This is a genomic window from Micromonospora sp. NPDC051141 (assembly GCF_044455765.1).
Taxonomy (GTDB): domain Bacteria; phylum Actinomycetota; class Actinomycetes; order Mycobacteriales; family Micromonosporaceae; genus Micromonospora.
The window spans coordinates 269240-290867 of record NZ_JBITFD010000011.1 but is presented as its reverse complement, the minus strand read 5'-3'; the positions used below and the strand labels follow the sequence as shown (position 1 = coordinate 290867).

At 72.9% G+C, this 21628-nt stretch carries 16 protein-coding genes and 1 rRNA gene; 12 read left to right on the top strand and 5 right to left on the bottom strand.

Annotated elements, in window-relative coordinates:
- The first annotated feature begins 123 nt into the window (after positions 1 to 123).
- Positions 124 to 240 (top strand): 5S ribosomal RNA (rrf, locus tag ACIA6B_RS22185).
- A 46-nt stretch (positions 241 to 286) separates the two neighbouring features.
- Here rrf and ACIA6B_RS22180 read toward each other — a convergent pair.
- Entirely contained in the window at positions 287 to 964 is a 678-nt protein-coding gene (locus tag ACIA6B_RS22180; RefSeq protein WP_396775884.1) for a hypothetical protein, read from the bottom strand.
- Positions 965 to 1033: 69 nt separating this feature from the next.
- On the opposite strand from ACIA6B_RS22180, the gene ACIA6B_RS22175 reads away from it, so the two are divergent.
- From ACIA6B_RS22175 to ACIA6B_RS22165, 3 genes are all read left to right on the top strand, one after another.
- Entirely contained in the window at positions 1034 to 3652 is a 2619-nt protein-coding gene (locus ACIA6B_RS22175; RefSeq protein ID WP_396775882.1) for a valine--tRNA ligase, read from the top strand.
- Between the two features lie 120 nt (positions 3653 to 3772).
- Entirely contained in the window at positions 3773 to 5116 is a 1344-nt protein-coding gene (locus tag ACIA6B_RS22170; protein WP_396775880.1) for a bifunctional folylpolyglutamate synthase/dihydrofolate synthase, read from the top strand.
- A complete protein-coding gene (locus ACIA6B_RS22165) occupies positions 5113 to 5571 on the top strand; it encodes a DUF4233 domain-containing protein (RefSeq protein ID WP_396775878.1) in 459 nt (152 codons plus the stop codon). Before ACIA6B_RS22170 ends, ACIA6B_RS22165 begins: the two co-directional genes overlap by 4 nt.
- Before the next feature lie 17 nt (positions 5572 to 5588).
- Here the strand turns inward: ACIA6B_RS22165 and ACIA6B_RS22160 are convergent, their stop codons facing one another.
- Entirely contained in the window at positions 5589 to 6854 is a 1266-nt protein-coding gene (locus tag ACIA6B_RS22160; protein ID WP_396775876.1) for a VOC family protein, read from the bottom strand.
- Between the two features lie 144 nt (positions 6855 to 6998).
- On the opposite strand from ACIA6B_RS22160, the gene ndk reads away from it, so the two are divergent.
- The gene (ndk, locus tag ACIA6B_RS22155) at positions 6999 to 7424 is read left to right on the top strand and encodes a nucleoside-diphosphate kinase (protein WP_396775874.1); all 426 of its coding nucleotides are present in this window, start codon (positions 6999 to 7001) and stop codon (positions 7422 to 7424) included.
- A gap of 31 nt (positions 7425 to 7455) precedes the next feature.
- Here ndk and sigJ read toward each other — a convergent pair whose 3' ends face one another.
- Together sigJ and ACIA6B_RS22145 are read right to left on the bottom strand one after the other, a co-directional pair.
- Entirely contained in the window at positions 7456 to 8340 is an 885-nt protein-coding gene (sigJ, locus tag ACIA6B_RS22150; protein ID WP_396775872.1) for an RNA polymerase sigma factor SigJ, read from the bottom strand.
- Entirely contained in the window at positions 8337 to 8780 is a 444-nt protein-coding gene (locus tag ACIA6B_RS22145) for a carboxymuconolactone decarboxylase family protein (protein WP_396775870.1), read from the bottom strand. The genes sigJ and ACIA6B_RS22145 overlap by 4 nt, the downstream gene beginning before the upstream one ends.
- Positions 8781 to 9201: 421 nt before the next feature.
- On the opposite strand from ACIA6B_RS22145, the gene ileS reads away from it, so the two are divergent.
- Together ileS and ACIA6B_RS22135 are read left to right on the top strand one after the other, a co-directional pair.
- A complete protein-coding gene (ileS, locus tag ACIA6B_RS22140; RefSeq protein ID WP_396775868.1) occupies positions 9202 to 12348 on the top strand; it encodes an isoleucine--tRNA ligase in 3147 nt (1048 codons plus the stop codon).
- Between the two features lie 158 nt (positions 12349 to 12506).
- Positions 12507 to 13199, top strand: coding sequence for a lysophospholipid acyltransferase family protein (locus tag ACIA6B_RS22135; RefSeq protein ID WP_396775865.1), 693 nt, complete (start codon positions 12507 to 12509; stop codon positions 13197 to 13199).
- A gap of 13 nt (positions 13200 to 13212) precedes the next feature.
- On the opposite strand, the gene ACIA6B_RS22130 is transcribed toward ACIA6B_RS22135, so the two are convergent.
- Entirely contained in the window at positions 13213 to 15159 is a 1947-nt protein-coding gene (locus tag ACIA6B_RS22130) for a hypothetical protein (protein ID WP_396775864.1), read from the bottom strand.
- A 211-nt stretch (positions 15160 to 15370) separates the two neighbouring features.
- Between ACIA6B_RS22130 and ACIA6B_RS22125 the strand changes: the two genes are divergently transcribed.
- From ACIA6B_RS22125 to ACIA6B_RS22105, 5 genes are all read left to right on the top strand, one after another.
- Positions 15371 to 17356 (top strand): TIGR03960 family B12-binding radical SAM protein, encoded by a 1986-nt coding sequence (locus ACIA6B_RS22125; RefSeq protein ID WP_396775861.1) that lies wholly within the window; start codon positions 15371 to 15373, stop codon positions 17354 to 17356.
- A 167-nt stretch (positions 17357 to 17523) separates the two neighbouring features.
- Positions 17524 to 17961, top strand: a complete 438-nt coding sequence (locus tag ACIA6B_RS22120; protein WP_396775858.1) for a hypothetical protein — start codon at positions 17524 to 17526, stop codon at positions 17959 to 17961.
- Positions 17962 to 17974: 13 nt separating this feature from the next.
- Positions 17975 to 19405 (top strand): hypothetical protein, encoded by a 1431-nt coding sequence (locus ACIA6B_RS22115; RefSeq protein WP_396775855.1) that lies wholly within the window; start codon positions 17975 to 17977, stop codon positions 19403 to 19405.
- A gap of 10 nt (positions 19406 to 19415) precedes the next feature.
- A complete protein-coding gene (gene mycP / locus ACIA6B_RS22110) occupies positions 19416 to 20657 on the top strand; it encodes a type VII secretion-associated serine protease mycosin (RefSeq protein ID WP_396775853.1) in 1242 nt (413 codons plus the stop codon).
- Positions 20658 to 20755: 98 nt separating this feature from the next.
- On the top strand, positions 20756 to 21535 hold the full coding sequence (locus ACIA6B_RS22105) for a TIGR03936 family radical SAM-associated protein (protein WP_396775852.1): 780 nt from the start codon (positions 20756 to 20758) through the stop codon (positions 21533 to 21535).
- The last annotated feature ends 93 nt before the right edge of the window (positions 21536 to 21628 follow it).

Below are 21628 nucleotides of genomic sequence, written 5' to 3'. Positions count from 1 at the left end.
ACGGGTTCAGTTGACCGGTACTAATAGGCCGAGGACTTGACTACCAAGCTGCTACGCGTCCACTGTGCAACTCTGAACGAACACCAAACCCCTGTAGGTTGTTGGTTGATATGTTCATAGAGTTACGGCGGTCATGGCGGAGGGGAAACGCCCGGTTACATTCCGAACCCGGAAGCTAAGCCCTCCAGCGCCGATGGTACTGCACTCGGGAGGGTGTGGGAGAGTAGGACACCGCCGGACAATCTTCCAGTTCAGGGCCACCCTTCGGGGTGGCCCTGAACTGCGTTCACCGACGCTGCACGCCCTCGCGAATCTCCCGGAACAACGCGGCGGCGTCGTCCACCGCCCGGCCGGGGAACATCCCCATCGCCACGCTGCCGTGATCGGCCCAGCCGCACACCGCGAAGTCACCGCCGTCGCCGGTCGTGGTGCCGCACTTCATCACGCCGCCCAGGCGGCCGGCGTCGACCTCGCGTACCGCCGAGACCTTTCCGGTCTCGTCGGCCATCAGGCCGAAGAGCGTGTCCAGGTCCCGTTCCGGCTGCCAGAGCAGCGTGGTGCCGCCGAACAGCAGCACCGACCGCTTCGCGTCCGCCGGGTCCGAGTAGACCGCGCCGAAGCTGCGGTCCAGGTCGATGTCGGCGGCAAACCCGTCCCGCAGGTACTCGGCCGTGCTGCGGGCCCGGTCGCTGTCGTCCCGGGTGAGTCCGGCCACCCCGGGCGGCTGGGTCAGCTCGGTGTCCTTCTGCTGGAACACCCGCCAGCCGCCCAGGCCGAGCGCGCCGACGCCGGCGAGGCCGGCCGCCAGGACCGCGGCCAGCACGACCTTGCGGCGTCGCGAGACGGGCCGTCGTTCGGGTTCCTGCGCGGGGTCGCGGCGGCTCAGTCGGATCGGCTCGTCGGTCAGCTCGACCGGACCGTGACCCCCGTCGACCTGACGCTCGGTGAGATGCGCGTCGGACATGTCCGCCACCGTACGCGAATCACCGGTGGCGCACGTCGGGTCTCCGGAAGCGCTCCGTAGACTTTGAGAGTGACCGAGAGACTGGATGCCCGACGCCCCGACGCCCCGACGCTTGCCGGCCAGTACCAGCCCGGCGAGGTAGAGCAGCGACGGTACGAGCAGTGGGTAGCCGGCGGGCACTTCCGGGCGACGGCGGACAGCGACAAGCCGCCCTTCACCATCGTCATCCCGCCGCCGAACGTCACCGGCTCGCTGCACATGGGCCACGCGTTCGAGCACACGCTGATGGACGCGCTCACCCGGCGCAAGCGGATGCAGGGCTTCGAGGCGCTCTGGCTGCCCGGCATGGACCACGCGGGCATCGCCACCCAGAACCTGGTCGAGCGGCAGCTCGCCGGCGAAGGGCTGTCCCGCCACGATCTCGGGCGGGAGAAGTTCGTCGAGCGGGTCTGGCAGTGGAAGGCCGAGTCCGGCGGCGCGATCCTCGGCCAGATGCGCCGGCTCGGCGACGCGGTCGACTGGGACCGGGAGCGCTTCACCATGGACGAGGGCCTCTCCCGGGCCGTGCAGACCATGTTCAAGAAGCTCTTCGACGACGGCCTGATCTACCGGGCCAACCGGATCATCAACTGGTGCCCGCGCTGCCTCACCGCGCTCTCCGACATCGAGGTCGAGCACACCGACGACGAGGGCGAGCTGGTCTCGATCCGCTACGGCGACGAGGTCGTGGTGGCCACCACCCGGGCCGAGACGATGCTCGGCGACACCGCGGTCGCGGTGCACCCGGACGACGAGCGGTACCAGCACCTGATCGGCACCGAGGTGGCGCTGCCGCTCACCGACCGGCGCATCCCGATCGTCGCGGACGAGCACGTCGACCCGAGCTTCGGCACCGGCATGGTCAAGGTGACCCCGGCGCACGACCCGAACGACTTCGAGATCGGGCAGCGGCACGACCTGCCCTCGCTGACGATCATGGACGAGCGGGGGGTGATCACCGCGCCGGGGCCGTTCCAGGGCCTGGACCGGTACGAGGCCCGCCCGGCGATCGTGGCGGCGCTGCGCGAGCAGGGCCGGATCGTGGCCGAGAAGCGGCCGTACCTGCACGCGGTGGGGCACTGCTCGCGGTGCAAGACGACGGTCGAGCCGCGCCTGTCGTTGCAGTGGTTCGTCAACACCGGGCCGCTGGCCAAGGCGGCCGGCGACGCGGTGCGGGACGGCCGGGTGAAGATCGAGCCGGCCGAGCTGGCCAAGCGCTACTTCGCCTGGGTGGACAACATGCACGACTGGTGCATCTCCCGCCAGCTCTGGTGGGGCCACCGCATCCCGGTCTGGTACGGCCCGGCCGGCGAGATCGTCTGCGTCGGCCCGGACGAGGCCGCCCCCACCGGCGAGGGCTGGCACCAGGACGAGGACGTGCTGGACACCTGGTTCTCCAGCGGCCTCTGGCCGTTCTCCACGCTCGGCTGGCCGGAGCAGACGCCGGACCTGGCCAAGTTCTACCCGACAAGCGTGCTGGTCACCGGCTACGACATCCTGTTCTTCTGGGTCGCCCGGATGATGATGTTCGGCCTGTACGCGATGGACGGCGTCCAGCCGTTCGACGTGGTGGCGCTGCACGGCATGGTCCGCGACGAGCACGGCAAGAAGATGTCGAAGTCGTTCGGCAACGTGGTCGACCCGCTGGACTGGATCGACCGGTTCGGCGCCGACGCCACCCGGTTCACGCTGGCCCGCGGCGCCAACCCCGGCCAGGACGTGCCGGTCAGCGAGGAGTGGTGCCAGGGCTCCCGCAACTTCTGCAACAAGCTGTGGAACGCCACCCGGTTCGCGCTGCTCAACGGCGCGCACACCGACGGTCCGCTGCCGGCGGCCGGTGAGCTGTCGACCGTCGACAGGTGGATCCTGTCCCGGTTGGCGCACGTCACCGCCGAGGTGGACGAGCAGTTCGAGGCGTACGAGTTCGCCAAGGTCTGCGACCTGCTGTACCACTTCGCCTGGGACGACGTCTGCGACTGGTACGTGGAGCTGAGCAAGTCGGTGCTCGCCGAGGGCGGGCCGGCGGCCGACGCCACCCGCCGGGTGCTGGGCCACGTGCTGGACCAGTTGCTGCGGTTGCTGCATCCGGTGATCCCGTTCGTCACCGACGAGCTGTGGACCGCGCTGACCGGCGCGGAGACGCTGCTGGCGGCCCGGTGGCCGGCGGTGGACCGTACCGGGATCGACGACGCCGCGGAGGCGGAGGTCGCCACGTTGCAGCGGGTGGTGACCGAGGTCCGCCGGTTCCGTTCGGACCAGGGGCTGCGGCCGACCCAGCGGGTCACCGCCCGGCTCGACGGCCTGGCCGGCGCGGGCGTCGCGGCGCACGAGCCGCTGATCCGGTCGCTGGCCCGGCTCGACGCGCCCGGCGACGACTTCCAGGCCAGCGCCACGTTGGCCATGCCCGGCGAGGTGAGCGTCGCGCTGGACACCCGCGGCGCGATCGACGTCGCGGCCGAGCGTGCCCGGCTCACCAAGGACCGCGCGGCGGCCGAGAAGGAGGCCACCCAGGCGCGGGCGAAGTTGAACAATCCGGCGTTCGTCGGCAAGGCGCCCGAGCCGGTGGTCGCGAAGATCCGGGAGCGGCTGGCGGTGGCCGAGACGGACCTGGCCCGGATCGACGCCGCCCTGAAGGCGCTGACATCGTGAGCGCGAGGAGTGAGCCGGTGTTGCGAGCCCCGCAGTCGCGAACGGAAGGTGGCTCCGCGTGAGCGCGAGGAGTGAGCCGGTGTTGCGAGCCCCGCAGTCGCGAACGGAAGGTGGCTCCGCGTGAGCGACCGTACCGACCATGCCGCGTTCGTCGAGGTGGAGGCCGCGCTGAACGGGCGCGGCTTCACCCGGATGCGGTTCGAGCTGGAGAAGATCGAGAGCCTGCTGGACCTGCTCGGCAGCCCGCAGCGGGCGTACCCGTCGATCCACCTGACCGGCACCAACGGCAAGACCTCGACGGCCCGGATGATCGACTCGCTGTTGCGGGCGTTCGGGCTGCACACCGGGCGTTACACCAGCCCGCACCTGGAGACCGTCCGGGAGCGGATCAGCCTGGACGGCGAGCCGGTGAGTGAGGAACGGTTCGTCTCGACGTACCGGGAGATCGCGCCGTTGGCCGAGTTGGTCGACCAGCGTTCCGCCGAGCCGCTGACGTACTTCGACCTGACCACGGCGCTGGCGTTCGCCACGTTCGCCGACGCCCCGGTCGACGTGGCGGTGGTGGAGGTCGGGCTGGGCGGCGCGGAGGACGCGACGAACGTGATCCAGGCCGGTGTCGCGGTGATCACGCCGATCGGGCTGGACCACACCGAGTGGCTGGGCGACACGATCGAGGACATCGCGTTGCACAAGGCGGGCATCATCCACCCCGGCGCCACGGTGATCGCCGCGGCGCAGGAGGAAGAGGCGGCCCGGCCGATCCTGGAACGCTGCGCCGAGGTCAACGCCACGGTCGCCCGGGAGGGCGCCGAGTTCGGGGTGATGCGCCGGGCCGTCGCCGTCGGTGGCCAGGTGTTGACCATCCAGGGCCTGGGCGGGGTGTACGAGGAGATCTTCATTCCGCTGCACGGCGCGCACCAGGCGCAGAACGCGGCCGTGGCGCTGGCCGCCGTGGAGGCGTTCCTGGGGGCCGGTGCGCGGCGGCAGCTCGACATCGAGGCGGTCCGTGAGGGCTTCGCGGCGACCAGCTCCCCGGGCCGGCTGGAGCGGGTGCGTACCGCGCCGACGGTGCTGCTGGACGGCGCGCACAACCCGCACGGGATGGCCGCCACCGTGGCCGCGCTCCAGGAGGAGTTCGCGTTCAGCAAGCTCGTCGGCGTGCTGGCGGTGCTCGGCGACAAGGACGCGGCGGGCCTGCTCGAACTGCTGGAGCCGGTGCTGGACACGATCGTGGTCGCGGAGAACAGCTCGCCCCGGGCGATGCCCGTCGACGAGCTGGCCGAGCTGGCCCGGGAGGTCTTCGGGCCGGACCGGGTGCAGGTGGCCCGGGACATGCCCGACGCCATCGAGGCGGCGGTGGCGGAGGCCGAGTCCGACGTGCCGGGGGAGTTGGCCGGGGTGGGCGTGCTGATCACCGGTTCGGTGGTGACCGTGGCCGACGCCCGCCGGCTGCTCAAGCGATGACCGGCCCGGAGCAGCGCCCGGACGCGCAGCCGGGGTCGGACCAGCCGGGGTCGGACCAGCCGGGGTCGGACCAGCCGGGGTCGGACCAGCCGGGGTCGGACCAGCCGGACGGCGTCCGCCGCTCCGGGCTGCGCAACCCGGACCGGGCGGTACGCGGGCTGGGCGCCGGCACGCTCGCGCTGGAGGCGCTGGTGCTGCTGCTGGCCATCCAGCCGATCCGGGTGGTCGGCGGCGACCTGGGCGGCGCCGCGATCGCCGTGATCGTCGCGCTGGCGGTCGCCTGTGTGGTGCTGGCCGGCATGATGCGCCGCCCCTGGGCCTGGCACGCCGGCACCGTGCTCCAGGGCCTGCTGCTGCTCTCCGGGCTGCTGCACTGGTCGCTGTTCGGGCTCGGCGTGATCTTCGCGTTGGTGTGGGCGTACGCGCTGCACGTGCGGCGGGTCATCCTCGGCTGAACGCCGAGGGCGGGCGGTCAGGCGTCGGCGAGGGTGCGCCACTGGGTGAGCGCGACGCCGTGGCCGTCCGGGTCGCGGAAGGCGGCGGCCCAGACCTCCAGCTTGGTGCCCCGGTTTACCACCCGCGGGGCGTACGTGAAGCGCACGCCGGACTCGCGCAGCCGCTCGTACGCCGCCTGGATGTCGTCGACCTCCAGGTTGACGTGCACCAGCCGGCGGCTGATCGGAGCGGCCCCGGTCACCCGGCGCAGCACCAGCCGGGTCGGCCCGGAGGAGAGCACGGCGTTGCCCTCGCCCCGGTCCATCTCGTCGAAGCCCAACTCCCGGTAGAAGTCGAGGGACCGGTCCAGATCGGTGACGAGCAGCGTGATGCCGACCCCGCTGATCGGGCTGGCCAGCTCGTCCGGCTCGGCGTCGCCGACCGGGCCGAAGATGGCCTCGTCCAGCTCCTGCGGGGTGGGCGTGGTGGCGGACTCGGGGGCGTCCAACGGCACGTCGATCGACTCCACCGGGACCGTGTCCGGGTCCTGCTCCTCGGCCGGCGCACGGGGCGCCGGCGCGCGGCGCGGGAGCGGGCCGAGGGCGGTCGGCTCGACCAGCTGCCCCTCCAGCACGACCGGGCCGCCGGGCCGCTGGTGCATCACCACCGGCTCGCGGTCCTCGCCGCGCAGCGTGACGTCGTCCAGCAGCGGGTCCGGTGCGGGCGGATAGTCGTCGCGGAAGTCGTCGCGGAAGTCGTCCTCCGGGGCGCGCCCGGCCCACGGCGGCGCCTCCTGCCCGATGAGCGGCTCGTCGAGCGGCTGGTCCGGCCCGGCGTACTCGGGCGGCAGGTCGGCGACCGTGGCGGCGTTCTCGGCGTGGGTGGGCACCTCGTCCCAGAGCACCCGGACGTGACGCTGGTCGTCGAGGGCCACCCGGACCGGCAGCGCCTGGCCGAGCGACGGCCACTTGGCCACCGGCACCCGGGGCTCGATGATCTTCTTGGAGCGGGGCGGCAGCCCGGGGGCGTCGATCACCAGCTGCAACTCGCAACGACCGAACGCGTACTGCGTGGGTGGCTCGGACGCGCTGTGCACGTGCCCCAGGCCGATCACCCAGGTGCGGCCACCGCCGCGCACCGTGGCCAGGGCTATCGCGAGCACCAGCAGCGCGACGCCGAGCGCCACGATCGCCCAACTGGTCATGCCGAGCCCGAACAGGGTCACGAAGGCGGCCACGGTGCCCAGCACCGCGCCGATCAGTTTGCGTACCGGCGCGATGGTGCGGTTCCCGCCATTCGCCACAGTGGACCTCCCAGGGGTTCCAAGGCCAGGCTAGGCCGCCGCGGCGGGCCAGGGAAGACGCAGCCGCCGCGCCGGCGCCGGGACCGGGTCGCTACGCTGACCGTACCCAGCCCGACCCCGGTTCGTGCACAGGAGGAAACCAGCGTGTCCAGCAGCAGCCCGGCAGAGCGGACGCTCGTACTGATCAAGCCCGACGCGGTGCGCCGCGGTCTGGTGGGTGAGATCCTGTCCCGTTTCGAGCGCAAGGGCCTGCGGATCGACGCGCTGGTGAGCCGGACCGTCGACGGCGACTTCGCCGACCAGCACTACGCCGAGCACGTCGACAAGCCGTTCTACCCGCCGCTGAAGACGTTCATGACCAGCGGCCCGCTGGTGGCGTTGGTGCTCTCCGGCGACCAGGTGATCGAGGTGGTGCGCGGCATGATCGGCAGCACCGACGGCCGCAAGGCCGCCGCCGGCACCATCCGTGGCGACCTGTCGTTGTCGAACCGGGAGAACCTGGTGCACGCCTCCGACTCGACGGACAGCGCCAAGAGCGAGATCGCGCTCTGGTTCCCCGAGCTGGACTGACCGCAGCCCGGCCGGCGCCGGCCCGCCCGGTTCAGCCGGCGACCCGGGTGAGCTTGTCGGGGTTGCCGACCAGGTAGACGCCGGTGATCCGGCCACCGGCCGCGGCGACCCCGAGCGTGTAGCGGGCGCCGTCCGGCCAGCTCAGCACCAGCGCCGGCGCGCCGTTGAGCTCGACCGACGCGATCCGCACGCCGGGCCGCCGGCGGCCGTACACCCCGGCGAAGAAGCGGGCGATTCGGTCCGCGCCGTACAGCGGGTTGCGGGCCGCGCGGATCCGCCCGCCGCCGTCGGACCAGGCGGTGGCGTCGGCCGCGACCAGATCGGTCAGCCGGGCCAGGTCACCGTCACGCGCCGCGGCGAGGAACGCGTCGAGCAGCCGGCGCTGCTCGGCCGGGCCGGCGGTGAAGCGCCGCCGCTGCTCGGTCAGCCGGGCCGCCGCGCGGTGGTGCAGTTGGCGGCAGTCCGCCGCCGACCGGTCCAGGATGTCGCCGATCTCCGCGTACGGCAGCGCGAACGCGGTGTGCAGCACGTAGACCGCCCGCTCCGGCGGGGTGAGCTGTTCCAGCAGGTGCAGCAGGGCGGTGGAGACCGTCTCCCGAAGCTCGACGGTCTCCAGCGGCCCGAACGGCGACGGGTCGGTGGGCACCGGCTCGGGCAGCCACGGGCCGACGTACGTCTCCCGGGCGGCCTGCCGGGCGCGCAGCCGGTCCAGCGCCAACCGGGTCACCACCCGGGACAGGTAGCGGCGTGGTTCGGTGACCGTTTCCCGGTCCACGCCGACCCAGCGCAGGTACGCCTCCTGGAGCACGTCCTCGGCGTCGTGCAGGCTGCCCAGCAGCCGGTAGGCCAGCCCGAGCAGCATCGGCCGGTGCGCGGTGAGCGCACCGGCCGACTCCGCCGCTCCGGTGACGGTCACACCTCGCGCGGTGGCTGGGTCCGACTGCTGATCACGATCCGGTTCCACACGTTGATTGTGGCGATCGCGACGACGAGGTCCGCAAGCTCCTTCTCCGACCAGACCTTCGCGGCGGCGTCCCACACGTCGTCCGGCACGCCGTGCTCACCGAGCCGGGTGACCGCGTCGGTCAGCGCCAGCGCGGTCCGCTCCCGCTCGTCGAAGAACGAGGGCGCCTCCCGCCAGGCCGCCACCGCGAACAGCCGCCGGCTGTCCTCGCCGGCGCCCAGCGCGTCCCGGGTGTGCATGTCCACGCAGAACGCGCAGCCGTTGAGCATCGACGCCCGCACCTTCACCAGCTCCAGCACGGTGTGGTCCAGGTTGCCCCGGATGTAGGTCTCCAGCCCGAGCACCGCCCGGTACGCCTCCGGCGCCACCGTCGCCAGGTTGATCCGGCTCATCGTCTTCTCCCTCGTGTCGTCGGTACGCCCACACGACGGATCCGACCCCGGCCGGTGTGACGTCCCGACGGTGTGACGCCGGTCATGCGGGGTGTTGGGCGGGGCCCCCGCCAATCCGTATGCGTTGACAGGGGCCCCTCCTTACTCGGAGGCGGCGGGGTGGGCGGGGAGGGTACGCTGGGGCGTACAGGCGTCGACCCGGCCATCACCGGCGAGCCTCCGGAAGAACGGCCGGGCGACCGGCTCAGTAGAACCGGACGGGACGGCCCGTCACAGCCGACCAACGAGCGGGCGGTCGCACCTCGACCGCCAAGCGGGGTGGTACCGCGGACCACCCGGGGGCGTCGTTCCAGGCGTACCCGGAAAGGTTCGTCCTCGCAGACCCACCGACGAGTGAGCTGCGCGAGGAGAGCGACCCCCGATGGCCTATCCGTTGCACGACCCGACCGGCGCCGGTGTCCCGGCGAGCCCGGACCTGCCCGCGGTCGAGCGTCGGGTGCTGGAGCACTGGACCGCCGACAAGACCTTCGAGGCGAGCCTGGAAGCCCGCCCCGCCGGAGACGACGGCAAGAACGAGTACGTCTTCTACGACGGCCCGCCGTTCGCCAACGGCCTGCCGCACTACGGCCACCTGTTCACCGGCTACGTCAAGGACGTGGTGCCGCGCTACCAGACCATGCGCGGGCGGCACGTCGAGCGCCGGTTCGGCTGGGACTGCCACGGGCTGCCGGCCGAGGTGGTGGCCGAGAAGCAGCTCGGCATCACCAGCAAGGCGGAGATCCTCGACCTCGGCGTGGCCCGGTTCAACGACGCCTGCCGGGCCAGCGTGCTGGAGTTCACCCAGGACTGGGAGCGCTACGTCACCCGGCAGGCCCGCTGGGTCGACTTCGCCAACGACTACAAGACGCTCGACCTGGACTACATGGAAAGCGTCATGTGGGCCTTCAAGACGCTGCACGACAAGGGCCTGGTCTACGAGGGCTTCCGGGTGCTGGCGTACTGCTGGCGGTGCGAGACCCCGCTGTCGAACACCGAGACCCGGATGGACGACGTCTACCGGGACCGGCACGACCCGACGCTGACCGTGTGGTTCGAGCTGACCGCCGACGAGAACGCGCCGGAGCCGCTGCGCGGGCCGGTCAAGCTGGGCGTCTGGACCACCACGCCGTGGACGCTGCCGTCGAACCTGGCGCTCGCCGTCGGCCCCGACATCGAGTACGCGGTGCTGGACCGCGACGGCCAGCGGTACGTCGTCGGCGCGGCCCGGCTCGGCGCGTACGCCAAGGAGCTGGAGGGGTACCAGCAGGTCGGCACCGTGCACGGCCGGGACCTGGTCGGTCGTCGCTACACGCCGCTCTACGACTTCCTGGTCGAGCCGGCCGGGCCGAACGCCTACCAGGTGCTCGGCGCGGAGTTCGTGACCACCGAGGACGGCACCGGGATCGTCCACCTGGCGCCCGCGTTCGGCGAGGACGACCAGAACACCTGCAACGCGGCCGGCATCCCGACCGTGGTCACCGTGGACGACCACACCCGGTTCACCGCGCTGGTCCCGCCGTACCAGGGCGAGCAGGTCTTCGACGTGAACAAGCCGGTGATCCGGGAGCTGAAGGAGCGGGGGGTGGTGTTGCGGCAGGACGTCTACACCCACTCGTACCCGCACTGCTGGCGCTGCGACACGCCGCTCGTCTACAAGGCGGTGTCGTCGTGGTTCGTCGCGGTGACGCGGTTCCGGGACCGGATGGTCGAGCTGAACCAGCAGATCAACTGGACGCCGGGGCACATCAAGGACGGCTCGTTCGGCAAGTGGCTGGCCAACGCCCGGGACTGGTCGATCAGCCGGAACCGGTTCTGGGGCTCACCGATCCCGGTGTGGCGCTCCGACGACCCGACCTATCCGCGCGTCGACGTGTACGGGTCGCTCGACGACATCGAGCGCGACTTCGGCGTACGCCTGACCGACCTGCACCGGCCGGCGGTGGACGACCTGGTCCGCCCCAACCCGGACGATCCGACGGGCAGGTCGATGATGCGCCGGGTGCCGGAGGTGCTGGACTGCTGGTTCGAGTCCGGCTCGATGCCGTTCGCCCAGGTGCACTACCCGTTCGAGAACCGCGACTGGTTCGAGCACCACTACCCGGGCGACTTCATCGTCGAGTACATCGGGCAGACCCGTGGCTGGTTCTACACCATGCACGTGCTGGCCACCGCGCTCTTCGACAGGCCGGCGTTCCGCAACTGCCTGAGCCACGGCATCCTGCTCGGCTCCGACGGGCGCAAGATGTCCAAGAGCCTGCGCAACTACCCGGACGTCTACCACGTCTTCGACGCGTACGGGTCGGACGCGATGCGGTGGATGCTGATGTCGTCGCCGGTGCTGCGCGGCGGGGACATGGCGGTCACCGAGTCGGGCATCCGGGACGCGGTGCGTCAGGTGCTGCTGCCGCTGTGGAACGTGTGGTATTTCTTCACGCTCTACGCCAACGCGGACGGCTACCAGGCGCGTCGGCGCACCGACTCGACGAACGTGCTCGACCGGTACGTGCTGGCGAAGACGAACGAGCTGGTGGCGACCGTCGGCGCGCAGATGGACGCGTACGACATCTCCGGCGCCTGCGCCACCGTCCGGTCCTACCTGGACGCGCTGACCAACTGGTACGTGCGTCGCTCGCGGGACCGGTTCTGGGCCGGCGACGCGGACGCGTTCGACACGCTCTCGACCGTGCTGGAGACGCTCTGCCGGGTGGTGGCGCCGCTGGCGCCGCTGACCGCCGAGGAGATCTGGCGCGGGTTGACCGGCGAGCGGTCGGTGCACCTGACCGACTGGCCGTCGGCGGACGAGTTCCCGGCCGACCACGAGCTGGTCTCCGCGATGGACAACGTCCGGGCGGTCGCCTCGGCGGCGCTGTCGCTGCGCAAGGCGAAGGGCCTGCGGGTCCGGCTGCCGCTGGCGACGCTGACCGTGGCCTCGCCGGTCGCCGACCAGCTCCGGCCGTTCGCCGAGCTGGTCGCCGACGAGGTCAACGTGAAGGAGGTCGTGCTCACCGGCGAGGTGGCGGCCTACTGCCAGCAGGTGCTGACCGTGGTGCCGCGGGCGCTCGGCCCGCGCGTCGGCAAGGCGGTCCAGCAGGTGATCAAGGCGGTCAAGTCGGGGGAGTGGGAACTCGTCGACGGCGCCCCGGTCGCCGCCGGGGTCACCCTGGCCGAGGGCGAGTACGAGCTGCGCCTGGTCGCCGCCGACGCCGAGCACTCCGCGCCGCTGCCCGGCGGTGAGGGCGTGGTGGTGCTGGACACCGAGGTCACGCCGGAACTGGCCGCCGAGGGGCTGGCCCGGGACGTGGTCCGGGTGGTGCAGCAGGCCCGCCGGGACGCCGACCTGGACATCTCGGACCGGATCACGGTGGCGGTGTCGGCGTCCGAGGAGGTGCGCGCGGCGGTCGCCGCGTTCACGGACTTCGTGGCGCGGGAGGTGCTGGCGGAGAGCATCGACTTCGTCGAGGGACTCGACGGCTTCGCCGGCGAGGTGGGCGACGGCGAGCGCGTGGTGGTCACCGTCCGCCGCGTGTGAGGTGTCAGGCGGGGCCCCTTGTTAACGCCTTCGGTGGAGAAGGGGCCCCGTCTCACCCGACGCACCGGCGGGTGGACTGCCCGCCACCCGCTCGGCCGGGGGTGGCGGCGTCGGCTACCGTGACAGCGCCTGTTCCGCGTACGACCGCCGGAGGACCCGTGCCCCTGCTCTACACCATCGGCAAGCTCACCGTGGCGCCCACGCTCCGGTTGGCCTTCCGTCCGCACGTGGAGGGGTTGGAGCACATCCCGGCGACCGGCGGTGCGATCTTCGCGGGCAACCACCTCTCCGTCGCCGACGAGCTGCTGCTCGGCACCGTGGTGCCCCGCCACCTGGCCTTCTGGGCCAAGTCGGAGTACTTCAACGGCACCGGGGTGAAGGGCGGCTTCTCCAAGTTCGTGCTCACCGGGCTGGGTGCGATCCCGGTCGAGCGGGCCGGCGGCCGGGCGGCGCTGTCCGCGTTCGACGCGGCCGTCCCGGTGCTCAAGGCCGGTGACCTGGTCGCGGTGTATCCGGAGGGCACCCGCTCGCCGGACGGGCGCCTCTACCGCGGGCGCACCGGCGCGGCCCGGCTGGCGGTGGCCGCCGGCGTGCCGATCATCCCGGTCGGCGTGACGGGCACCGACAAGGCCCAGCCGATCGGGACGCGGGTGCCCCGCCCGGGTCGCGCCAAGATCACCATCAAGTTCGGCAAGCCGTTGGACTTCACCGGTCGTCCCGACGACCGGACGTCGCTGCGGGCCATGACCGACGAGTTGATGACCGAGATCCAGAAGCTCACCGGCCAGGAGTACGTCCCGCGCTACGCGCCGAAGCGCGCCGAGCAGACGCCGGGCGAGTCGCCCGCCTGACCCGGCCTCCGGGTCAGGACTTCTTCGGGACCACCACCCGCTCCCGCAGCTCGTTCAGCAGCCGGCCGCTGTCGTCCACCGACAGGCGGGTGAACACGCCCGTGGTCAGGCTGCCGTAGTCGACCGAGGTGCACACCACCACCGCGTCGTCGTCCGTCCGGCCGACCGCGCAGCGCTCGTACCGGCCCCGCACCCCGGTGTCCACGCTGACCGAGGCTTGCAGGGCGTAGTCGCCGGCCAGGCGCTTCAGCTCGGCCTCGGCGTCGGACTCCGGGGTCAACCGGAAGCCGGTGCTGCCGAAGAGGGTCACCCGCTTGCCGTCGTCGGTGGTGTAGATGCCGGCGAACGTGTCCTCGGCGAGCAGGTCCGCCTGGCGTACCTGGCTCTTCAGCTCCTCGGCGGCGGCCCGGCTGCGCTCGTCCTGACGCAACTGCATCGAGTCGAGCTGGTCCGGGAGGCTGGCGCTGGCCGGATACTGGCTGGACAGCGGCTGGACCCACCACAGCGGGACGCCGCAGCAGCAGGCCACGGAGAGCAGCAGCACCCAGGGCCAGCGGCGCCGCCGGCGTCGCGGAGCGTACCCCTTGGGCGCCTGCCACCCGGGCGGCGGCGCGACCGGCGGCGGAGTCCCGCCCCGACGTTGCTTCGGCGGCCGGGCCTGCTTCGGCGCCCGGGGGGCGACCACCGGGGCCGGCGGCGGGGTGTGCGCCGGCGGTGACACCGGGCGGGCGGCGGGTGACGCCGGGTACGGCGGCGTGTGCGCGGGTGGCGAGACCGGCCGGGCGGCCGGCGGCCCCGGGTACGGCGGGGCGGGCGCCGGCGGTGACACCGGCCGCGCGCCCGGCGGCGGGGCGGGGTGCGGCGCCGGGTGCGCCGGCCAGGGCGCGGTGTACGGCATGGTCGCCGGCGGTGCCGGCAGATCGGCCGAGTGGAGGTCCCAGCCGGTGGTGTCCACGCCCGCCCACGGATCGACCGGGGTGGCGTGCTCGGGGGAGGCGACCGGCGGTACCGGGGTCGGCTCGGCCGACTCGCCCCAGCCGCGCCGGCGCGGTTGCGGGGGCGGAACAGCGGCGGAGCCGCTCCAGCGCGGCGCGGGGGGCGGCTCGACGCGGGTCGGCGGTGGCCCGTTCTCGATCCGGGTGGCGTTCGGGCCGGTCTCCATGCGGGCGGCGTCCAGCCCGTTCTCGACCCGGGTCGCGTTCGGCCCCGTCTCGATGCGGGTGGCGTTCGGGCCGGTCTCGATGCGGGTGGCGTTCGGGCCGGTCTCCATGGGGACGGCGTCCGGCGCACTCTCGACGCGGGTGGGATGCGGCCCGTTCTCGACCCGGGTGGGGGGCGGTGCGGTGGCGCGGCCGGGCACGGCCGCGGAGCCGCGGGCCCGGCCGACCGGTACGACCGGTACGACCGGGGTGGCGTCGGCGCTGGTGTCGGTGTCGGTGGTCGGCGGCGCGTCGGGCTCCACCTCGGTCCCGACGGCGCTGGTTCCGACGGCGCTGGTTCCGACGACGCTGGTTCCGGCGGCGCTGGTTCCGACGACGCTGGTTCCGACGACGCTGGTTCCGGCGGCGCTGGTTCCGGCGGCGCTGGTTCCGGCGGCGTCGTTGTCGGCCGAGGCGTCCGAGGTTGCCGAGGCGCTCGATGCCTCCGACGGCGTCGAGGCGCCCGACGGGTCGGGGACCTGCGGGGTGGCTTCCGCGGTGACCGGCTCCCCGGCCTCGTCGGTGGGGGCCTCGTCGGATGCCGCCACCCGCGGCACTCCGGTCTCCGGCAGCCCGGTCTCCGGCACCCGGGTCTCCGGCACCCGGGTCTCCGACGCGACGGTCTCCGGCGCATCGGGTGGGGACGGCGGGCTGGTGGCCTCGGCGTCGGCCGGCGTCGGTACGGCGGTCGGCGGCTCGGTGACGGCTGGCCCATCGGCCCCGTCGGCCGGCCGGCCCGCCTCCGGCTGCGGCTGCGACATCGCGGCAATCTCCTCTCGCGCCCGTTGCGAGGTTAGTACCGCCCCGCCACCCCCGACGAATCCCCGCCTCCGCCCGCCAGCCCGTTGATCAAGGAGTTTGCGTCGGCCGGGGCCCGGATTCGCGCGCAAACTCCTTGATCAACAGGGTGGGGGCGGGGGAACCGTGCCGGTGGGGGAGGGCGGGGTGGGGCACGGCGTATCCTTGGGCATCATGAGTGCCCCGTCGACGACGCCGCGCCCGGTCGCGGCCAATTCCGTGTGGCCCCGGCTGGAGCCGCTGCTGCCCCAGGTGACCAAGCCCATCCAGTACGTCGGGGGCGAGTTGGGCGCGGTGGTCAAGGACTGGGACGCGGCGACCGTCCGCTGGGCGCTGATGTACCCGGACGCCTACGAGGTGGGCCTGCCCAACCAGGGCGTGCAGATCCTCTACGAGGTGCTCAACGAGCTGCCCGACGTGCTCGCCGAGCGGACGTACGCGGTCTGGCCGGACCTGGAGGCGCTGATGCGCGCCCACGGCGTCCCGCAGTTCACCGTCGACGCGCACCGCGCGGTACGCGACTTCGACGTGTTCGGCGTCTCGTTCTCCACCGAGCTGGGCTACACCAACCTGCTCACCGCGATCGACCTGGCCGGCATTCCGCTGCTCGCCGCCGACCGCACCGACGCCGACCCGGTGATCGTGGCCGGTGGGCACGCCGCGTTCAACCCGGAGCCGATCGCCGACTTCGTCGACGCCGCGGTGCTCGGCGACGGCGAGGAGGCGGTGCTGGAGATCACCGCCATCGTCCGGGAGTGGAAGGCCGAGGGCTCCCCGGGTGGCCGGGACGAGCTGCTGCTGCGGCTGGCCCGCACCGAGAGCGTCTACGTGCCGCGCTTCTACGACGTCGACTACCTGCCCGACGGCCGGATCCAGCGGGTCGTGCCGAACCGCCCGGACGTGCCGTTCCGGGTGCACAAGCGCACCACCATGGATCTGGACGCGTGGCCGTACCCGAAGAAGCCGCTGGTCCCGCTCGCCGAGACGGTCCACGAGCGGTACGCGGTGGAGATCTTCCGGGGCTGCACGCGCGGTTGCCGGTTCTGCCAGGCCGGCATGATCACCCGGCCGGTGCGGGAGCGCTCGATCACCACTGTCGGCCAGATGGTGCAGCAGGGGCTGGAGTTCTCCGGCTTCCACGAGGTGGGCCTGCTGTCGCTGTCGTCGGCCGACCACTCCGAGATCGGTGACATGTGCTCCGGCCTGGCCGAGCAGTACGCCGGCACCAACGTCTCGCTGTCGCTGCCGTCGACCCGGGTGGACGCGTTCAACATCGACCTCGCCCAGGAGTTGTCCCGTAACGGGCGGCGGACCGGCCTGACCTTCGCCCCGGAGGGCGGGTCGGAGCGGATCCGCAAGGTGATCAACAAGATGGTGTCGAAGGAAGACCTCATCCGCACCGTGGTCACCGCGTACACCAACGGCTGGCGGCAGGTGAAGCTCTACTTCATGTGCGGCCTGCCCACCGAGACGGACGAGGACGTCCTGGAGATCGCCGACATGGCGCACGAGGTGATCCGGGCCGGCCGTGCGGCCACCGGGTCCAAGGACATCCGCTGCACGGTCTCCATCGGCGGTTTCGTGCCGAAGCCGCACACCCCGTTCCAGTGGGCCTCGATGTCCACGCCCGAGGTCATCGACGGCCGGCTCAAGCTGCTCAAGCAGGCGATCAACAGTGACCGTTCGCTGGGCCGGGCGATCGGCTTCCGCTACCACGACGGCGAGCCGTCGCTGATCGAGGGCCTGCTGTCCCGGGGCGACCGCCGGGTCGGCGCGGTGATCCGCAGGGTCTGGGAGAACGGCGGCCGGTTCGACGGCTGGAGCGAGCACTTCTCGTACCAGCGCTGGGTGGACGCGGCGGCCGAGACGCTGCCGGCGTTCGGGGTGGACCTCGACTGGTACACCACCCGGGAACGTGAGGAGTTGGAGGTCCTGCCCTGGGACCACCTCGACTCCGGCCTGGACAAGGACTGGCTCTGGCAGGACTGGCAGGACTCGCTGTCCGAGTACGAGCAGGACGACTGCCGCTGGACGCCCTGCTTCGACTGCGGCGTGTGCCCGTCCATGGACACCGAGATCCAGATCGGCCCGACCGGGCGCAAGCTGCTGCCGCTGACGCCGGTCGGCGGGATGCGGTTGCCCGCGGCGGCCCAGGGCTGAGCCCACCGACACGTACCGGAGCGCGGGAACCCCTCGGGGCGCCCGCGCTCCGTCGTGTCGGGTGTCGACCGTCGGGTGGTCGGGGCGGGGCTGCCCCGGCTGGTGTTTCCTCGATACGCTGCGTCCGTATTGGACCGGCCGGGCCGGTAGCGGGGGAGGACAGCAACATGGGCATCACGCCGCCGGACACCGGCGACCTGCACGTCAGCGTCGAGGACCTGGACGCCGCCGCCGACTACGTCGAGCGCCTCAAGCAGTACGTCGACGACACCATCGGCTACGAGATGGAACGCATCAAGGAGCGGATGAAGGGCGACAGCAACAACGCCCAGGCGGTGCCCAACGGCACGCCGTTCGGCGCGTACGAGGACGCGCGGATGCAGTGGGCGGCGCTGACCCGGTCGACGGCCAACATGGAGGCCCACCTCAAGGCCATCTCCAGCAAGCTGGCCGGGCTGAAGAAGGGCACCGAGGACATCGCGAAGGCGTTCCGCGACGCCGAGGCCCGCAACGCCGCCAACGGCAAGCAGATCGAACGGCTGCTGGAGTCCGCGGCGCCGCCACCCGAGACGGGGCAGCAGCCCACGTACCCGTACCCGGCCTGAGGGAGAGGCGATCATGGCTGGAGGCACCTGGGAGCGCTGCGTCCGGGAGGTGACGCTCGCCGCGGATCCGGAGACGGTCGGGTCGGTCGGCGTCGGCTGGAGCAACCTCTCCGCCGGGCTCGGCCACCTGCGCGACGCGCTTGTCGGGCGCTCGTTCGTCGGCCCGATCGCGTCCGGTCAGGAACGCCCGCACAGCGGCGGTCTCCCCGGGCTGCTGGCCGGCTGGACGGGCAGCGGCGGTGACGCGTACCGCGAGCACCTGAGCGGCATCGGCAAGGACATCGAGGAGCTGATCATCCACGCCAGCGACGTCAGCGGCGCGCTGTCGCGGATCGAGGGTGACATCCGCAAGGCGGTGGCCAGCATCCCGATCCCGCTGATGGACGACTTCGGCTGGAACGAGTGGAGCCTGCCCGGCGGCACCGAGCTCGACGACGCCCGCGACGGCGAGAGCCAGTCCGGCTTCCTCGCCTCGCTGCGCAGCGACTACCAGCAGAACCAGTCGCTCTACGCCGACGGCGCGTTCCGCGACAAGGCCGACGACCTCGAGGCGACGATGAGGGTCGACGGCAACGCCGAAGACCAGAAGCGTGGCGGCTGGTGGGACACCAAGTCGCACCTGGACAACTGGTACCGGGACAACCAGGAGGCGGCCAACAGGGCGATGTCGCCGCTGCCCGCCGCGGTGGAGACCGAACGCCCGAAGCTGGTCGTGCCCCAGCCCTCGGCCACTGACACGCGTGACGGCTACACGCCCGACAACCGGGTCCCGCCGTCCGGTGTGCCCGACACCGGGTTGCCCGGCGGTGGTGGTGGCGGCGGTGGCAAGGTGCCCTCGCTGGGCAGCACCGGCATCGGTGGTGGCGGCGGTGGCTCGTACGGTGGCGGTTCGTTCTCACCGCCGCCCACCACGGGCGGCGTCGATCTCGGCGGCGGCCACACCGGCGGCGGGTCGTACGTCCCGCCGGTCACCGGTGGCGGCTACCCGGGCTCGGGTGACCACGACTACGGCACCGGCCTGGCCGGCGCGGGCGGGCCGGGCACGATCACGACCGGCGGTCCGGGCAGCGCGTTCGGTGGCGGCGGCGGTGGACCGGGCGCCGTCGGTGGTGGTGGCGGGTTCGGCGGCGGTGGCGGCGGCCTGGGCGCCGGTGGTGGTCTCGGCGGCGGTGGTCTCGGCGCGGCCGGCGGGATGGGCGTGGGTGCGCTGCCCGGCCTGGTCGGCGGCGGCAACGGCAAGGTCCCGCCGCTGACCAGCGCCGCCAGCGCGCTCCGCAACGCGACCGGCGCGGGTGCCGGCGGGGGCATGATGGGCGGCGGGATGATGGGCGGGCACGGCGGCGCCGGGCACGGCGGCGGCGGTGCCGAGCACTCGTCGTGGTTGACTGAGGACGACGATCCGTGGGGCGCCGGTGACAGTGCGTCCCCGGGCGTCCTGCGATGAGGACGGACGGATGAGGGTGCACGTCGCCGCGCTCCGGCCGGTGGCGGCCGGACTGCTGGCCGGCCTGATGGTGCTGGGCGCGGCCCAGCCGGCGCCGGCCGCGCCGCGCCGGGCCGAGCAGTGGTACCTCGACGAGCTGGGCATCGACCGGGCGCATCGGATCTCCACCGGGCGCGGGGTGGTGGTCGGCGTGGTGGACACCGGCGTCGACGCCACCCATCCGGCGCTGCGCGGTCGCGTGCTGCCCGGCGACCGCAGCTACGGCGCCCGGGGCGACGGCCGGGAGGACCCGGACGGTCACGGCACGCACATGGCCGGCATCATCTCGGCGGTGAACGTCGGCGACGGCGTGGACGGCATCGCGCCGGACGCCCGGATCCTGCCCATCAAGCAGGAGCCCGGCCCGGGAACCGTGCCCGACGGCGCGTCCGCCCTCGGCATCCGGATGGCGGTCGACGGTGGCGCGACGGTGCTCAACCTCTCCTTCGGCCGGGCCGGCGCGCCCGACCCGGACGAGGAGGAGGCGATCCGGTACGCGCTGGCGCGCGACGTCGTCGTGGTCGCCGCCGGCGGCAACCGCAAGGCGGGCGACGTGGACATCGCCTCGCCGGCCCGGATCCCCGGCGTGCTCGCGGTGACCGGCACCACCCGGGGCGGCGGCTTCTGGTCCGGCTCCGCCCAGGGCCCGGAGGCGGTCGTCGCCGCGCCGGCGGACGGGATCTACAACGCCGGCCGCGGCCACGGCTACGGCTGGGGTGACGGCACCTCCGACTCCAGCGCCATCGTCTCCGGCGTCGCGGCGTTGATCCGTGCGAAGTATCCGCAGCTCTCCGCGTCCGACGTGATCAACCGGATCATCCGCACCGCCCGGGACGCCGGCCCGTCCGGCCGGGACCCGCAGTTCGGCTTCGGCCTGATCGACCCGGTGGCGGCGCTCACCGCGGACGTGCCGTCGGTCCCGGCGAACCCGCTGCTCGACCCGGCCTCGGCGAGCGCGGCTGCGCCGCGGGCGGCCGAGGACGACGACTTCGACGTGACGAGGTACGGCGACCGTGGCGGCCCCACCGACCAGCAGGTGCTGGTGATCGGGGTCGGCATCGCGGTGGCCCTGGTGGTGCTGCTGGCGCTCGTGGTGTTCCTGATCTGGAACCGGCGCCGGCACCGACGTGAGCTGGCCCGGGTGGCGCAGCTCCCGGACGACGCGCTCGACCGGTTGGGCGGCCCCTCCCCGGCCGGCGACCGCCGCCCCTGACCCACCCCGCCGTAGCGGGGGTGGTGGGGGCGGGTGTGGGAGGCGGTGCGGGCTGCGCCAGGATGGGACGGACACGCGCAGGCACAGCCGAGGAGTTCATGATCGCCAGAAAGCCTCAACCCGAGGGCGGCCAGGCGCCCGTCGTCCAGCGGGTCCGCATCCGGTACGCCAAGCGTGGACCGCTGCGGTTCACCTCGCACCGGGACTTCGCCCGGGCCTTCGAGCGCGCGTTGCGCCGCGCCGGCGTGCCGATCGCGTTCTCCCAGGGCTTCACCCCGCACCCCAAGATCTCCTACGCCTCCGCGGCGCCGACCGGCGTGGCCAGCGAGGCCGAGTACCTGGAGATCGGCCTGCGTGAGCCGGTCGACCCGGAGCGCCTCCGCGCCGCTCTGGACGCCGCGCTCTCGCCCGGGCTCGACGTGCTCGACGCGGTCGAGGCGTCCGGCGGCAGCCTGGCCGACCGGATCGAGGCGTCGCACTGGCGGATCGAGCTGCCCGAGGTCGATCCGGCCGTGCTCCGGGCCGCCGTGGCGGCGTTCACCGCCGCCGAGGAGATCCAGGTCGAGCGGATGACCAAGCAGGGCCGGCGGACGTTCGACGCCCGTGCCGCCGTGATCGCCATCGATGCGCTGGTGCCGGCTGAGACGCCTTCCGGAGCGGCGACCGTACCGTGTGCGATACTCGAACTGGTCGTGCGGCAGGTCACCCCGTCCGTGCGACCCGATGACGTCCTTTCCGGCCTCCGCGTGGTGGCCGACCTGGAGCCGCCGGTCACCCCGAAGGTGATCCGGCTGGCGCAGGGCACGCTGACCGCGCAGGGCGAGATCGTCGATCCGTTGGACGCGGATCGCGACGGGGCAGCCATCGGAGGGCACTGACCGACGGTCAGCGCTCTGGCAGGCAGACTTCGGCGGTCGCGCACCTGCGCGCCCGGCGGAAACACCTTTGCGGCAACCCTGCGTGGCAGCGCT

Coding starts and splice junctions, on each gene's coding strand:
- ACIA6B_RS22165 (WP_396775878.1), top strand. CDS start 5,113: ATGACCGGCCCGGAGCAGCGCCCGGACGCGCAGCCGGGGTCGGACCAG.
- ACIA6B_RS22130 (WP_396775864.1), bottom strand. CDS start 15,159: ATGTCGCAGCCGCAGCCGGAGGCGGGCCGGCCGGCCGACGGGGCCGAT.
- ACIA6B_RS22145 (WP_396775870.1), bottom strand. CDS start 8,780: ATGAGCCGGATCAACCTGGCGACGGTGGCGCCGGAGGCGTACCGGGCG.
- ACIA6B_RS22115 (WP_396775855.1), top strand. CDS start 17,975: ATGGCTGGAGGCACCTGGGAGCGCTGCGTCCGGGAGGTGACGCTCGCC.
- ACIA6B_RS22120 (WP_396775858.1), top strand. CDS start 17,524: ATGGGCATCACGCCGCCGGACACCGGCGACCTGCACGTCAGCGTCGAG.
- ileS (WP_396775868.1), top strand. CDS start 9,202: ATGGCCTATCCGTTGCACGACCCGACCGGCGCCGGTGTCCCGGCGAGC.
- ACIA6B_RS22125 (WP_396775861.1), top strand. CDS start 15,371: ATGAGTGCCCCGTCGACGACGCCGCGCCCGGTCGCGGCCAATTCCGTG.
- ACIA6B_RS22105 (WP_396775852.1), top strand. CDS start 20,756: ATGATCGCCAGAAAGCCTCAACCCGAGGGCGGCCAGGCGCCCGTCGTC.
- ACIA6B_RS22180 (WP_396775884.1), bottom strand. CDS start 964: ATGTCCGACGCGCATCTCACCGAGCGTCAGGTCGACGGGGGTCACGGT.
- mycP (WP_396775853.1), top strand. CDS start 19,416: ATGAGGGTGCACGTCGCCGCGCTCCGGCCGGTGGCGGCCGGACTGCTG.